Source organism: Actinosynnema sp. ALI-1.44, assembly GCF_001984155.1.
GTDB lineage: Bacteria > Actinomycetota > Actinomycetes > Mycobacteriales > Pseudonocardiaceae > Kibdelosporangium.
Window position 1 is genome coordinate 198,239 of sequence record NZ_MTQO01000053.1, and the last position, 12,712, is coordinate 210,950.

General features: G+C 68.0%; 12 protein-coding genes and 1 riboswitch. Of the genes, 7 read left to right on the forward strand and 5 right to left on the reverse strand.

All coding sequences use genetic code 11. The features are described from left to right. Positions 1-12: 12 nt before the first annotated feature. A complete protein-coding gene (locus ALI144C_RS42850; protein WP_237774591.1) occupies positions 13-1,287 on the reverse strand; it encodes a UDP-glucose dehydrogenase family protein in 1,275 nt (424 codons plus the stop codon). Between the two features lie 138 nt (positions 1,288-1,425). Between ALI144C_RS42850 and ALI144C_RS42855 the strand changes: the two genes are divergently transcribed. Further along, the gene (locus ALI144C_RS42855; RefSeq protein ID WP_076993018.1) at positions 1,426-2,388 is read left to right on the forward strand and encodes an aldo/keto reductase; all 963 of its coding nucleotides are present in this window, start codon (positions 1,426-1,428) and stop codon (positions 2,386-2,388) included. Here the strand turns inward: ALI144C_RS42855 and ALI144C_RS42860 are convergent. Continuing rightward, positions 2,335-3,192 (reverse strand): bifunctional 5,10-methylenetetrahydrofolate dehydrogenase/5,10-methenyltetrahydrofolate cyclohydrolase, encoded by an 858-nt coding sequence (locus ALI144C_RS42860; RefSeq protein ID WP_076993019.1) that lies wholly within the window; start codon positions 3,190-3,192, stop codon positions 2,335-2,337. The genes ALI144C_RS42855 and ALI144C_RS42860 overlap by 54 nt on opposite strands. 18 nt (positions 3,193-3,210) lie before the next feature. Further along, positions 3,211-3,293: riboswitch (ZMP/ZTP riboswitch) on the reverse strand. 133 nt (positions 3,294-3,426) lie between these two features. On the opposite strand from ALI144C_RS42860, the gene ALI144C_RS58580 reads away from it, so the two are divergent. Both ALI144C_RS58580 and ALI144C_RS42865 read left to right on the forward strand, forming a co-directional pair. After that, a complete protein-coding gene (locus ALI144C_RS58580; RefSeq protein WP_269086736.1) occupies positions 3,427-3,561 on the forward strand; it encodes a hypothetical protein in 135 nt (44 codons plus the stop codon). Between the two features lie 48 nt (positions 3,562-3,609). Continuing rightward, positions 3,610-4,365 carry an SDR family NAD(P)-dependent oxidoreductase gene (locus ALI144C_RS42865; protein WP_076993020.1) on the forward strand — a complete coding sequence of 252 codons (756 nt, stop codon included), beginning with the start codon at positions 3,610-3,612 and terminating at the stop codon, positions 4,363-4,365. Here the strand turns inward: ALI144C_RS42865 and ALI144C_RS42870 are convergent. The 3 genes from ALI144C_RS42870 to ALI144C_RS42880 are packed head-to-tail and all read right to left on the reverse strand — an operon-like array spanning position 4,362 to position 6,951. After that, a complete protein-coding gene (locus ALI144C_RS42870; protein ID WP_076993021.1) occupies positions 4,362-5,477 on the reverse strand; it encodes an aromatic ring-hydroxylating oxygenase subunit alpha in 1,116 nt (371 codons plus the stop codon). The genes ALI144C_RS42865 and ALI144C_RS42870 overlap by 4 nt on opposite strands. Next, complete coding sequence (locus tag ALI144C_RS42875; RefSeq protein ID WP_076993022.1) at positions 5,474-6,634, reverse strand: NAD(P)/FAD-dependent oxidoreductase; 1,161 nt, start codon at positions 6,632-6,634, stop codon at positions 5,474-5,476. Before ALI144C_RS42875 ends, ALI144C_RS42870 begins: the two co-directional genes overlap by 4 nt. Then, on the reverse strand, positions 6,634-6,951 hold the full coding sequence (locus ALI144C_RS42880) for a bifunctional 3-phenylpropionate/cinnamic acid dioxygenase ferredoxin subunit (RefSeq protein ID WP_076993023.1): 318 nt from the start codon (positions 6,949-6,951) through the stop codon (positions 6,634-6,636). Before ALI144C_RS42880 ends, ALI144C_RS42875 begins: the two co-directional genes overlap by 1 nt. Positions 6,952-7,072: 121 nt before the next feature. Between ALI144C_RS42880 and ALI144C_RS42885 the strand changes: the two genes are divergently transcribed. The 4 genes from ALI144C_RS42885 (at position 7,073) to ALI144C_RS42900 (ending at position 12,712) form a co-directional block, all read left to right on the forward strand. After that, complete coding sequence (locus ALI144C_RS42885) at positions 7,073-7,861, forward strand: IclR family transcriptional regulator (protein WP_076993024.1); 789 nt, start codon at positions 7,073-7,075, stop codon at positions 7,859-7,861. A gap of 59 nt (positions 7,862-7,920) precedes the next feature. Next, complete coding sequence (gene betA / locus ALI144C_RS42890) at positions 7,921-9,561, forward strand: choline dehydrogenase (protein WP_076993025.1); 1,641 nt, start codon at positions 7,921-7,923, stop codon at positions 9,559-9,561. 164 nt (positions 9,562-9,725) lie between these two features. Then, on the forward strand, positions 9,726-10,745 hold the full coding sequence (locus ALI144C_RS42895) for a quaternary amine ABC transporter ATP-binding protein (RefSeq protein ID WP_237774592.1): 1,020 nt from the start codon (positions 9,726-9,728) through the stop codon (positions 10,743-10,745). Between the two features lie 44 nt (positions 10,746-10,789). After that, the gene (locus ALI144C_RS42900) at positions 10,790-12,712 is read left to right on the forward strand and encodes an ABC transporter permease (RefSeq protein ID WP_202819202.1); all 1,923 of its coding nucleotides are present in this window, start codon (positions 10,790-10,792) and stop codon (positions 12,710-12,712) included.

The following is a 12,712-nucleotide window of genomic DNA, read 5'->3' on the forward strand; positions in this document are numbered from 1 at the left end:
GTTAACGATCGTTCAACCAAGGGGTCGGCCGATGGCCTTCCACCGCAGGCCCGCCTTGCCGAGTTCGTCGCCCGACAGCAGGTCACGGGTGTCGACGACGGTGAAGCCGTCCATCAGCTCCGCCACCCTCGTCCAATCCAATGTGCGGAATTCGGGCCACTCGGTCAGCACGACGACAGCGATCGCGCCCTTGACCGCCTCGTACGGGTCGTCCACCAGACGCATCCCCGGCAGTTCACCCGTGATCGCCGGGTCGTGCGCGGTGATCTCCGCGCCTTCGGCGATCAGCGCGTCCGCGATCCGCAGCGCGGGCGAATCCCGCAGGTCGTTCGTGCCCGCCTTGAACGCGAGTCCCAGCAGGCCGATCCGGGCGCCGCGGATGGTGCCGTCGCACGCCTGGCGGATCCGCTCGACCACGTCCTGCTGCTGGCGGGTGTTCTGCTCGATCGCCGACCGCAGCAACGCGAAGTCCAGCCCGACGGAGTCGGCGACGTGCAGCAACGCGTTGGTGTCCTTGGGCAGGCACGATCCGCCCCAGCCCGGTCCCGGCTTGAGGAACGACCGGCCGATGCGCGGGTCGAGGCCCATGCCCTCGGTCACCTCGCGCACGTCCGCACCGACCCGGTCGCACAGCTGCGCGATCGCGTTGACGTAGGACAGTTTCACCGCGAGGAAGCAGTTCGCCGCGTACTTGACCATCTCCGCGCTGGCCGCGTCGAGCACGAGCGTCGGCGCCTGGAGTGCGGAGTAGAGGTCACCGACCCGTTGCGCCGCGTCGCGATCGTGCGAACCGACGACGATCCGGTCGGGGTGCAGGAAGTCGTCGACCGCGCTGCCTTCGCGCAGGAACTCCGGATTCGACACGATCGGCACGCCGACCATGTGCCGCAGGCGGTCCGCGGTACCGACGGGGACAGTCGACTTGGTCGCGACCGCACACCCGGCTGGCAACAACTCGCCGACCTCACGCAGCACGGACTCGACCGCACGCAGGTCAGCGGCGCCGTCGGCGCCCATCGGTGTGGGTACGCAGAGGAACAACACGTCGGTGGCGGGCGAGACGGCGTTCGCCGCGCCGAGCACGAACTCGAGGTTGCCTGCCGCGATGCCCCGCCGGACCAGTTCGTCCAGGCCGGGTTCGAGGATGTCCACACGGCCCTGCCGCAGTCTTTCGACCTTGGCGGCGTCGATGTCCGCGCACACAACGTGATGTCCGAGCGCTGCCAGGCACGCCCCCGTGGTCAGGCCGACATAGCCGGTGCCGACCACTGCGATCTTTCGCTGCAACCGAACCACCCCATCCTGTCACTGGGACGGTCGCAGCCGGAGTTGACCTCCGTCCTAACACAAGCTGGCGAGCTCGAATACTCCATGCGACGTACGCGGCTGGATCTCTTGGCTCGCTCCGACATAGGGTCCCACCGCATGGAGCACCGACATCTCGGTGAGTCCGGGCTCGTGGTCAGCGCCATCGGACTCGGCTGCAACAACCTCGGCAGGCCAGGCACCCCCGCGGAGTCGCTCGCCGGGTCGAGGGCCGTCGTCGGCGCCGCGCTCGACGCCGGAATCACGTTCTTCGACGTCGCCGATGTCTACGGCGCCCCGCGTGGCCGCAGCGAGGAACTGCTCGGCCAGGCGTTGTCCGGACGGCGCGACCACGCGGTGATCGCCACCAAGTTCGGCGTGGACATGCAGGGCGGCAACGGCCCCGACTTCGGTGCCCGCGGTTCCCGGCGGTACGTCCGGCGCGCGGTGGAGTCGTCGCTGCGCAGGCTCGGCACCGACTGGATCGACCTGTACCAACTGCACCGCGCGGACCCGAAGACCCCGATCGGCGAGACCCTCGGTGTGCTGTCCGAGCTGATCACCGAAGGCAAGATCCGCTACGCGGGCGTCTGCAACCTGGCGGGCTGGCAGATCGCCGACGCGGCGTGGACCGCGCGCACGCAGCACGTGGCCCAGCCGATCTCCGCGCAGAACCACTACTCGCTGCTGGAGCGCGAGGCCGAACGGGACGTCAACCCGTCGGCCCGGCGGTTCGGGCTCGGCGTGCTGCCGTACTTCCCGCTGGCCAACGGCCTGCTCACGGGCAAGTACCGACGCGGCGCGGAACCACCGCCGGGCACACGGCTGGCGGGCAGGCGCAAACTGCTCACCGACGCGCCGTGGGACCGGATCGAAGCGCTGCAGGCGCTCGCCGACGAGCGGGGCATCTCGATGACCACGCTCGCCCTGTCCTGGCTGACCGCGCAGACCCCGGTGTCGTCGGTCATCGCCGGTGCGACGACAGCCGAGCAGGTCGAGGAGAACGCCGCCGCGGTCAAGTGGCGCCCGTCAGCCGACGACCTCGCCTACATCGACGAGATCTGCCCGCCGGGCCGCCGCTGAGACAGTCTGTTCGAGCAGCAACGCGATCGTCATCGGACCGACGCCGCCCGGCACCGGCGTGATCAGCGACGCCGTCTCGGCCAGCTGGTCGAAGTCGACGTCGCCGACATTGCCCTCGTTGTAGCCCGCGTCGATCACCACGGCGCCTGGCTTGACGGCGGTGATGAACTTCGGCCTGCCGACCGCGGCGACCACGACGTCCGCCGTGCGGACGATCTCGTCGAGGTTCTCGGTCTTGGAGTGGCAGATGGTGACGGTCGCGTCCCGCGCGAGCAGCAGCATCGCGACCGGCTTGCCCAGGATCGGGCTGCGGCCGACCACGACGGCGTGCTTGCCCTTGAGGTCGACCTGGTAGGCGTCCAGCAGCCGCATGATGCCGCCGGGTGTGGCGGAGGCGGACCCCGGCTCGCTGAACGCCATGGCCGCGAAGGAGTGCATGGTCACGCCGTCGACGTCCTTGCCGGGCGCGATCGCCTCGAACGCGGCCCGCTCGTCGATGTGCCCCGGCACCGGGTGCTGCAGCAGGATCCCGTCGACCCCGGCGTCCTGCGACAACCTCGTGATCTCCGCGACGAGCTCGCCGGTGGTCGTCTCGGCGGGCAACTGCACCAGCCGTGACTCGATCCCGGCCTTCGCACTCCGGTTGCGCTTCATCTTCACGTAGGTGACGGAGGCAGGGTCTTCCCCCACCAGGACGGCGGCGAGACAGGGTTTGCGCCCGGTGCGCCGCTCGAACTCGTGGGCGCGCTTCGCGGTCTGCTCGGAGATCTCACGGGCGACGTCAGTGCCGGACATCAAGGCCATACGGCGACTCCTCTGGTGGGAAATCGCCCAGGCGCGCGGCAGGTCTCGACGGGACCGCTCCCCGGTGGTGCTCCACCCGAACGCCAGTCACGGCCCGAACCCCATGGTAGTCCCCTCAGGGTCGTGTCAGACCTGAGTCGTAGCCGTGGGTGACCCGAGCGGTCCCTCGGAAGGACAGGAAGACCGCACTCACGGCGGACGCGCCCGTGGCCTGCGAAGACGAGAGTGGAACACATGTTGGAAGTACTGGCCATCGTGCTCGGGTTCGTGGTCCTCGCCGCACTGGCGGCAGTGCCGTTGGTGCTGCTGATGCACTTCGCGGACCGGAGGCAACCCGTTAAGGACGTCACACCCCACGACCACGCCTGACCGAGCCGGATAGCCTCTCTGGGGTCCACGGCCCAAAGGAGAGCAGGCATGCAGGTCAGCGGTATCGCGGCGGTTGTCACGGGTGGCGCGTCAGGTCTTGGCGGAGCGACCGCCGAGGCGCTGGCGAAGCAGGGCGCGAACGTGTACGCCCTCGACCTGCCGAGCGCGGTCGAGAAAGCAGCCGCGATCGACGGCGTGACATACGTGGCCGCCGACGTGACCAACCCAGAGCAGGTGCAGGCAGCGGTCGACCAGGCAGCGAGCGGAGCGCCGCTGCGCGTGGCCGTGAACTGCGCGGGCGTCGGCACAGCGGGCCGGATCCTCTCCAAGAAGGGCGTGCACGACCTCGACGTGTACCGCAAGGTCATCGAGGTCAACCTGATCGGCACGTTCAACGTCCTGCGCCTGGCAGCCGAAGCCATCGCCAAGACCGACGCGGACGACAACGGCCAGCGCGGCGTCATCATCAACACGGCGTCCATCGCGGCGTTCGACGGCCAGATCGGCCAGGCCGCGTACGCGTCGTCCAAGGGCGGCGTGGTCGGCCTGACCCTCCCGGCCGCCCGTGATCTGTCCACCTCCGGCATCCGCGTGATGACGATCGCGCCGGGAATCATCGACACCCCGATGCTGGCCGGAGTGGGCGACGAGTTCCGTGCCTCGCTGGCCGAGGGTGTCCCGTTCCCGAAGCGCCTCGGCCTGCCAGCCGAATACGCCAAACTGGCACTGTCGATCATCGACCACGACTACCTGAACGGCGAGGTCATCCGAATGGACGGCGCACTGCGGATGGCGCCCCGCTAGGCGAGTTTGGCCGTCAGCCATTCGTGGAAGGCGGCGATGTGGTGCTCGCTGGGGACCAGTACGCCGCCGTTCGCGTACGCACGGGAGGACATCGCGGGCTGGCAGCGTTCGCAGGCGTCGAAGTCCTGCTGGTTGACGCGGTGGAACAGCTCCACCGAGCGCGAGACGTCCTTGCCTGCCGCGACGACTTCCTTGGTGTACAGCCAGTCGCAGACCACCACCGTCCGGTCCGCCGACATCGGGTACATCCGGTGGAAGATCACGTGGTCGGGCACGAGGTTGATGAACACCTGGGGGTTCACCGTGATCGCGTAGTACTTGCGGTCCTGGTCCTGTCCGACTCCGCTGATCCGGTCGAATCCTTCGCTGCCGTCGATGGTGAAGCCCTGTGCCTGGTCGGCGAATGCCGCGCCGTGCCCGACGTAGTACTGGGCGGCGTAGCCGTCCGCGAACTCGGGCAGGACTTCCGTGAGTTCCGGGTGGATGGTCGCGCAGTGGTAGCACTCCATGAAGTTCTCGATGATCAGTTTCCAGTTGGCTTTCACGTCGTAGACGATCCGTCTGCCCACGTCGAGTGTGTCCACTTCCCAGTGGCCGATCATCTCCGCGTCGCCGAGGCGGTCACGGGCCGCGGCCAGCACTGTGTCCTCAAAGGAGGGTGGCACGTCGGCCAGGCAGATCCAGGCGTAACCGAGCCATTCGCGTAGGTGCACCGGGATCAGGCCGTATTCGACTCGGTCGATGTCGGGCATCTTGGTGAGGTTCGGTGCCGCGATGAGTTTGCCGTCCAGGCCGTATGTCCACGCGTGGTACGGGCACTGCAGTTGCCGTTTGGTCTCGCCCGCGGGTTCGACGCACAGCCTGGCGCCGCGGTGCCTGCACACGTTGAGGAAGGCACGCAACTGCCCGTCCCGGCCACGCACGATGAGGACGCTCTCCCGGCCCACTTCAGCGGTTTCGAACTTGCCCGGGGTGGCCAGGTCCGCGCAACGCGCGACCGCGAACCACATCGACTCGAACACCCGCTCCTGCTCGGCGGCGAAGATCGCCGGGTCGGTGTAGAAGTGCCCTGGCAGTGTGGCGAGCAGGCTGGGCGGCAGGCTGACGGTCAACTCAACACCCCTTCGGAAGCGAGCTCACGCCGCCAACGCCCGAAAACACGCGGTTGGTCGACGGCGAGCACGGCAACGGGCCGTGAGTCGCGGCGGTACACGGCGGCGAACGGCCCGTCGGGCGAGCCCTCGACGATCTCGGCAACGTCACCGTCCCTGCGGTGACCGGCGAACTGCAGGTGCGAGCCGTACTGGTCGGACCAGAAGTACGGCACCGAGAACCGAGCGGCGTGCACGCTCGTGCGTCCCAACAAGCCCGCGGCGGCGATCTTGGGTTGCTGTACCGCGCTTGTCCAGTGTTCGAGGCGGAGCACGCAACCCGCGTGCTCGTTGAACGCGGATGCGCAATCCCCCACGGCGACCACGTTCGGCACGGTGGTGACGCACCGCGCGTCGGTCACGACGCCGCCTTCGATGGCCAGTCCTGATCCGCGCAGCCATTCGACGTTCGGGATCGCGCCGATCCCCACGACCACGGCGTCCGCTGGGATCTCTCGCCCGTCCGCGAGCAGCACGGCTCGCACCCGGTCGTCGCCCAGCAACGCAGCCACCGGAACGCCGGTGATCAGCCGGACACCGTTACGTCTGTGCAGGTCGGCGCACACCTGACCCATCTGCGTGCCAAGCGGTCCGGCCATCGGCGTCGGCAACGCCTCCACCACCGTCACGTCGAGGCCGAGCTGCCGTGCGGTTGACGCGACCTCGGCGCCGATGAAGCCCGCGCCGATCACCACGAGGGAGCCGCCCTGTTTTAGCGCTTCCTTGAGGGCAATCGCGTCGTTGAGCGTCCTGAGCGTGTGCACACCTGCGGGACCGGGCATCTCCCGTGCGCGTGCGCCGGTCGCCAACACGACCCCGTCGGTCACGACACGCTCGCCTGTCTCCAGCACGACCGCTCGTGCGGACGTGTCCAGCGCTGCGGCTTTGCTGCCCAGGCGCCAGTCGATGTCCAGCAGTTTGTCGTCCGGGGTGCTCAGCGTGATGTCGTCGAGCGATGCCGAGCCGTCGAGGAACCCCTTGGACAGCGGTGGGCGGTCGTAGGGCTCGTGTGTCTCGTCGCCGATCACGATGATCCGTCCGGCGAACTCCTGCGCCCGCAGGGCGCGCGCGGCTGAGAGGCCGGCGATCGAGGCGCCGACCACGGTGATCGTGCGCATCAGGTAACTGCCGGGACCGGGGCGACGACGACGTAGACGTGCCCGTCCTGAACCACTACTTCGTGCGTGCGGACTCCGACCTTGGCGGGCGGGCCCGTCGGTTCGCCGGTCCGCAGGTCGAAGCACGACGCGTGCAGCGGGCACTCGATGAGGCAGCCTTCCAGCCAGCCGTCGGCCAGCGAGGCGTCCTGGTGAGTGCACGTGTCGTCGATCGCGTACAGCTCGCCGTTCGCGTTGAACACGGAGATCGGGGGTTCTCCGTCGAGTCGGACCGCCTCGCCGGGATGGATCTCACCCAGCGCGCAGACTGGAATCATGATCAGCCTCCGTTGTGCGATACACAACAAGTCGTGCGATAAGCAACAGAGTGAGGCTTCGTCAGGAACGCGTCAAGGGTTCAACCAGGGGAAGTAGTTAACGCGTGAGTAGAGTTGCGGAATGGGGAACGAAAAGCCCGCAACTGTCCCTGCGCAGTCGACACCTGTGCAGTCCGTGGACCGTGCGCTGGCGATCCTGGACATCCTGGCCATTCGGGGGGAGGCCGGAGTCACCGAGATCGCGGCCGAGCTCGACGTGCACAAGTCCACGGCGTTCCGGCTGATCGGCGCACTGGAACAGCGCCGACTGGTCGAACAGGTGGCCGAGCGCGGCAAGTACCGCCTCGGGTTCGGGATCGTCCGGCTCGCCGGTGCCACCACCGCCAGACTCGACCTGCCAAGAGAGAGCCAACCGATCTGCGAGCGCCTGGCGTCCGAGCTGGACGAGACGGTGAACGTCGCGGTGCTGGACTCCGGCCAGGCCACCAACATCACCCAGGTGTACGGCACCGCGGCCGTGACCACGAGAAACTGGATCGGCCAGCGCACACCCCTGCACGCCACGTCGAGCGGCAAGGTGCTGCTGGCGTGGGCGGGCGAAGACGACCTGACCACGGCGATGGACACATTGGAGCGCTACACGCCCGCGACGATCACCAGTCGTTCGAAGCTGCTGTCCGAACTGGACACGGTCCGCGACCGCGGCTGGAGCAGCACCAACGAGGAGTTGGAGATCGGGCTGAACGCGATCGCGGCGCCGATCAGGGGCAGCAGCGGCGACGTGATCGCCGCGGTCAGCGTGTCCGGCCCGGCGTACCGGCTCACCGTCGAGTCGTTCCCCGCGGTGGCCGAGAAGCTGTGCGTCGGCGCGTCCGAGATCAGCTCCCGTGTCGGTTATTTCGGCGAGTAGCCTGCAAGTGATTCGCATTGCGAACAGCGTTGATTGATACGCAACACGTGGAGGGCGCGATGAGCTACGACTACATCATCGTCGGCGGCGGTTCGGCAGGCTGTGCGCTGGTCAACCGGCTGTCGGCCGACCCCTCCACGACCGTGCTCGTGCTCGAGGCGGGCAGGCCGGACTGGATCTGGGACGTCTTCATCCACATGCCCGCCGCGCTGACCATGGTCATCGGCAACCGGTTCTACGACTGGAAGTACCACTCGGAGCCGGAGCCGTTCATGGGCGGCCGCCGGGTCTCGCACGGCCGCGGCAAGGTCCTCGGCGGCTCCTCCAGCATCAACGGCATGATCTTCCAGCGCGGCAACCCGCTGGACCTGGAGCGCTGGGGCGCCGACAAGGGCATGCAGGACTGGGACTACGCGCATTGCCTGCCGTACTTCAAGAAGATGGAGAACTGCCTGGCCGGCGGCGACGCGTGGCGCGGCGACGACGGCCCGCTGGTGCTCGAACGCGGACCGGCGACCAATCCCCTGTTCGGCGCGTTCTTCCAGGCCGCGCAGCAGGCGGGCTACCCGCTCACCAAGGACGTCAACGGGTTCCAGCAGGAGGGCTTCGCCAAGTTCGACCGCAACATCCACAAAGGACGGCGACTGTCCGCCGCACGCGCGTACCTGCACCCGGTACTGGACCGTCCGAACCTGACAGTCAAGTGCTACACGCACGTCAACAAGGTGTTGTTCGACGGCACACGCGCGACCGGCGTGGAGATCAGCCGCTTCGGCCGGACGAAGTCCGTGCGCGGCAACGAAGTCATCCTCTGCGGCGGCGCGATCAACACGCCGCAGCTGCTGCAACTGTCGGGTGTCGGCAACGCCAGGGAACTGCGGGCGCTGGGCATCGACGTGGTCGACGACCTGCCGGGCGTCGGGGAGAACCTGCAGGACCACCTGGAGGTCTACGTCCAGCACGCGTCGAGGAAACCCGTGTCGCTCAACCCCGCGCTGAAGTGGCGCAACCGCCCGTTGATCGGCCTGAAGTGGCTGTTGGCGCGCAAGGGCCCGGCGTCGACCAACCACTTCGAGGGCGGTGGGTTCGCGCGCAGCAACGAGGACGTCGCGTACCCGAACCTGATGTTCCACTTCCTGCCGCTGGCCGTGCGCTACGACGGCTCGCAACCGACCGCGGGCCACGGCTACCAAGTGCACATCGGCCCGATGTACTCCGACGCCCGAGGCTCGGTGAAGATCAAGTCCAAGGACCCGCGCGAGCACCCGGCGCTGCGCTTCAACTACCTGTCCACCGACCAGGACCGGCGCGAATGGGTCGAGGCGATCCGGGTGGCGCGGGACATCCTCAGCCAGCCCGCGTTCGCCGAGTTCGACGGCGGCGAGCTGTCGCCCGGCCCCGAGGTCAGGACCGACGAGCAGATCCTCGAGTGGGTCGCCAAGGACGCCGAGACCGCGTACCACCCCTCGTGCACAGCGAAGATGGGCGTCGACGACATGGCCGTCGTGGACCCGTCGACCATGCGGGTGCACGGTGTCGACGGACTGAGCGTGGTGGACGCTTCCGTGTTCCCGTACGTCACCAACGGCAACATCTACGCACCGGTGATGATGGTCGCCGAGAAGGCCAGCGACCTCATCTTGGGCAACACCCCGCTGCCACCGGCCGAGGCCACGTTCTACCGCCACCACAAACCATGAGCGGGTGACGGCCGCCTGGAGCTGTCTCGCCGGTTGGGATGGCATGGCCAGTACATGCCGCCCAGGTAAACCCATTCGCAACACGGCGCGGTCTTGACTACGTGGCCGTCGTCAAAGAATGGTGTTCCATGCACGGAACTCAGGTGCACGATACGCAACGACCGGTGATCTCCGTCCGAAACCTGTGGAAGGTGTTCGGACCCAAGGCCGCGCGGGTTCCCGGCTCAGCCGAGCTCGGTGCGCTGTCCCGACGCGAACTGCTCGACCGCACCGGCTGCACGGCCGCGGTCCGTGACATCGATTTCGACGTCGCCCCCGGCGAGGTCTTCGTGGTGATGGGCCTGTCCGGCTCCGGCAAGTCGACGCTGGTGCGCTGCCTGACCAGACTGGTCGAACCGACCGCGGGCGAGGTGGTCTTCGAGGGCGAGGACATCCTGAGAGCCGACCCGAAGCGGCTCAGAGACCTGCGGCGCAACAAGTTCTCCATGGTGTTCCAGCACTTCGGGCTGCTGCCGCACCGCACGGTCGTCGACAACGTGTCGTACGGCCTCGAGATCCGTGGCGTGTCGAAGGCCGAACGCGTCAAACGGGCCAAGGAGGTCATCGAACTCGTCGGCCTCGACGGGTACGAGGGCTCATACCCCGACCAGCTCTCCGGCGGCATGCAGCAGCGGGTCGGCTTGGCGCGCGCACTCGCGGGCGACCCGGACGTGCTGTTGTTCGACGAGCCGTTCTCCGCGCTCGACCCGCTGATCAGGCGGGACATGCAGAGCGAGGTGATCAGGCTGCACCACGAGGTCGGCAAGACGATGGTGTTCATCACCCACGACCTGTCCGAGGCGCTCAAGCTCGGCGACCGCATCCTGATCATGCGGGACGGCGCGCTCGTGCAGATCGGCACCGGTGACGAACTGGTCGCGGCCCCGGCCGACGACTACGTCCGCGACTTCGTGCGGGACGTGCCGCGCTCGCACGTGCTCACCCTGAAGTGGATCATGCGCCCGAAACGGGACGACGACCCGCTGGACGGTCCGGAACTGGGCCCGGACGTGGTGGTGCGGGAGGCGACGCGCAGCGTGCTGGCCGCGGAGAAGCCGGTCAAGGTCGTCAAGGACGGTGAACTGCTCGGCATCGTCGGCGACGAGGAGATCCTGTCGGTCATCGCGGGCGGAAGTGACTCCTGATGGTGGCGACTTCGAGGACAACGGTGTCCACCAGGCTGCCGAAGATGAGCATCGTGGTGCGCAACCGCGGCCGGATCGTGGCAGGCATCCTCGCGGTGTGGTTGCTGCTGTGGCTGGTGCTGCGCGGCACGCACACCCTCGCACTCGGCGGCGCCCAGCTCACCACTGTGCACCACTGGTTCAACGACCTGAACGACGCGATCGGCGCGGGCCGCGACTCGAACCCCCTCTTCCTGTACTTCTTCGACTACATCCGGGTGGGCATCGACGAGTTCGTGGTGTTCGTCCAGTCGATCATCGCCCAGCCGTCGTTCGACCGGCCGGTGCCGCTGATCGGCTGGTTCGGCGTGGTCGCGCTGGTCGGCTTCGTCTCGTGGGCGGTGGCCAACGTCCGCGTCGCGCTGCTGGCCACCGCCGGGTTCTTCTTCCTCGGTCTGCAAGGTCTGTGGCGCGAGAGCATGGACACGCTTGCGCTCACGCTGGCAGCCGTGATCATCTCGCTGCTGGTCGGCATCCCGCTGGGCATCTGGGCGGGGATGTCGGACCGGTTCAACCGGCTGGTCACGCCGGTGCTGGACTTCATGCAGATCATGCCGTCGTTCGTGTACCTGGCGCCGCTGACGCTGTTCTTCCTGATCGGGCCCGCGTCGGCGACCATCGCGACGCTGATCTACGCGGCACCGCCGGTGATCCGGCTGACCGCGCACGGCATCCGATCGGCGCCGCACGACACGGTCGAAGCCAGCGAGTCGCTCGGCTCGACGAGAACCCAGACCCTGACGAAGGTCCTGCTGCCCGCGGCCAAGCGGACCATCGTGCTCGGCGTGAACCAGACGATCATGGCGGCGTTGGCGATGGTCACCATCGCGGCGCTGATCGACGCGCCGGGGCTGGGCAAGACCGTGGTGAAGGCGTTGCAGACGCTCGACGTGGGCACCGCGTTCAACGCCGGCCTGGCGATCGTGGTGATGGCGATCGTGCTCGACCGGGTCACCACGGCCGCGGCCGACCGCGGCCGCCGCAACCGTCCATACAGGATTGTGCTGTGGCTCGCCGCCCTGCCGACCGCGTTCGCGGTCTGGTTGTCGTACACCTACGTCTGGGCCGCCGAGTTCGACTCGAGCCTGGACATCGGCAGCAGGATCGCGGTGTGGGCCGGTGACGCGACCACGTGGGTGCAGTCGAACCTCGCACCGGTCACCAACGGCGTCAAGGACGTGTTCACGCTGGTGCTGATCGACCCGTTGCAGTCCGTGCTGGCCGATTCCCCGTGGTGGCTGGTGGCCGCGGCGGTCGTGGCGATCTCACTGGTCGTAGGCAGCGTGCGCGCGGCGATCGTGTCGGCGGTGTGCCTCGCGCTGATCGTGTTGTCCGGCTTGTGGTCCGACAGCATGACGACGCTCGCGTCGACGATCGTCGCGACGGTGTTCACGATGATCATCGCTGTCCTGGCCGGTGTCTGGATGGGCCGCAGCAGGCGGGCGGACCGCGTGATCAGGCCGGTGCTGGACGCGGGGCAGACCATGCCGGTCTTCGTGTACCTGGTGCCGTTCCTCGCGTTGTTCGCGGCCAGCAGGTTCACCGCCATCGCGGCGGCGGTCGTGTACGCGGTGCCGGTGGCGACGAAGATCATCGCGGACGGCGTCCGAGGTGTGTCAGGGACCACAGTGGAGGCTTCGGTAGCGTCGGGGTCGAGCACGTGGCAGACGATCACCAAGGTCCAGTTGCCGATGTCGGCACGCGCGGTGGCACTGGCCACCAACCAGGGGCTGATCTACGTGCTCTGCATGGTCGTCGTCGGCGGGCTCGTCGGCGCGGGCGCGCTCGGCTACGACGTCGTGGCGGGTTTCTCCCAAGGACAGTTGTACGGCAAGGGCCTCGCGGCGGGGATTGCCATCGTGCTGCTCGGGGTAATGCTCGACCGTCTGACACAGGCAGCGGCCAACCGAACGCACAGAGGAGGTTGA

What these genes read in the sequence shown, in the direction of transcription:
- ALI144C_RS42855 (WP_076993018.1), top strand. Translation starts at nt 1,426, where the DNA reads ATGGAGCACCGACATCTCGGTGAGTCCGGGCTCGTGGTCAGCGCCATC.
- ALI144C_RS42860 (WP_076993019.1), bottom strand. Translation starts at nt 3,192, where the DNA reads ATGGCCTTGATGTCCGGCACTGACGTCGCCCGTGAGATCTCCGAGCAG.
- ALI144C_RS58580 (WP_269086736.1), top strand. Translation starts at nt 3,427, where the DNA reads ATGTTGGAAGTACTGGCCATCGTGCTCGGGTTCGTGGTCCTCGCCGCA.
- ALI144C_RS42865 (WP_076993020.1), top strand. Translation starts at nt 3,610, where the DNA reads ATGCAGGTCAGCGGTATCGCGGCGGTTGTCACGGGTGGCGCGTCAGGT.
- ALI144C_RS42875 (WP_076993022.1), bottom strand. Translation starts at nt 6,634, where the DNA reads ATGCGCACGATCACCGTGGTCGGCGCCTCGATCGCCGGCCTCTCAGCC.
- ALI144C_RS42880 (WP_076993023.1), bottom strand. Translation starts at nt 6,951, where the DNA reads ATGATTCCAGTCTGCGCGCTGGGTGAGATCCATCCCGGCGAGGCGGTC.
- ALI144C_RS42885 (WP_076993024.1), top strand. Translation starts at nt 7,073, where the DNA reads ATGGGGAACGAAAAGCCCGCAACTGTCCCTGCGCAGTCGACACCTGTG.
- betA (WP_076993025.1), top strand. Translation starts at nt 7,921, where the DNA reads ATGAGCTACGACTACATCATCGTCGGCGGCGGTTCGGCAGGCTGTGCG.
- ALI144C_RS42900 (WP_202819202.1), top strand. Translation starts at nt 10,790, where the DNA reads ATGAGCATCGTGGTGCGCAACCGCGGCCGGATCGTGGCAGGCATCCTC.